The organism is Haloferax sp. Atlit-10N (genome assembly GCF_003586325.1).
GTDB lineage: Archaea > Halobacteriota > Halobacteria > Halobacteriales > Haloferacaceae > Haloferax > Haloferax prahovense.
The window spans coordinates 1-955 of sequence record NZ_PSYX01000054.1 but is presented as its reverse complement, the minus strand read 5'-3'; the positions used below and the strand labels follow the sequence as shown (position 1 = coordinate 955).

General features: G+C 49.9%; 1 protein-coding gene and 1 pseudogene. Both read right to left on the bottom strand.

Annotated elements, in window-relative coordinates; genetic code table 11:
- Nucleotides 1–337: pseudogene (locus C5B91_RS22035) on the bottom strand (hypothetical protein); the annotation flags it as partial.
- Nucleotides 338–478: 141 nt separating this feature from the next.
- Nucleotides 479–955: hypothetical protein (locus C5B91_RS21135; RefSeq protein WP_233547860.1), on the bottom strand; the 477-nt coding region annotated here is incomplete at its 5' end.

The window sequence follows — 955 nt, the reverse complement described above, 5'->3', positions numbered from 1 at the left end:
CTTCTGATTTAGTAAGTTGCTTTTGCCACAACTCGAGGATTTTGTGGATTTCATCACGACGCTCCTCAGGGGATGGTACTCCATCAGCGACACCGTCGAGCGATTCTTCGATAATCTCATCAAACTTTTCTCGGCTCACAAATGGTGTGTTATCCCAACCGTCCGGTGCCTCGCTTTCAATTTCCAAGAGACGGAATAGGTCATCGAGTTCTTGGCGGCGAATAACGATTGGGTACCCCGGCCCATAGGTATGGCGTGGGTACTTCTCTTCGCGTTCTTGCCGAAAATCGTCCAATTCGGTTGCGTTTGGTGAGAGGAGATCGCTAATCCAACCCATTACCAAAGTGGACACAGCCGCATTACATCAACCTTCTGTAGTATTCAACAATAAAGAAAGTAGACACAGAAGATATGTTGGTATTACCGAGCAGTTGGTTCAATGTTGCTTAGCGTGACCAAGGCGTCGTTTGTGGTGGCACTAACTACTGGTACGGAGCTGTCGAATCCATTCCTTAACGCGGTTGGGGATCCGTGCGTCATCACCAAGAACCTCAACGACCATATCCTCCATCGCATCTTCGAATTCCTGGTCATTCACAGCCACATCTTCGATGACTTGCTTTCCTAACTCGTAACCGAGCTCTGACTCCCCCTTTGCGAGGCCGATGAGCATATGGTAGGCAACCATACGTTCGTTCTCAGCAATCGACTTGTTCCAGCTTCTCATAAACGCAAGTTCGGGCCCACTGACTGTATTAGCCGCTTCCCGATCGTACATGAGAACGTCAACAGTGGCCGTTCGGAGTGCCATCGAGATTGGGAGTATGACGAGATAGCACGAAAGAATCGGGAGTACTCGAATCGGGAATGAGAGCGGTGATGCGAGTACTGAAACAGACCCACCACCTACGGCGATGATGAACTCTCCCGTACGATAGCGGTCGTACGGGAGAGT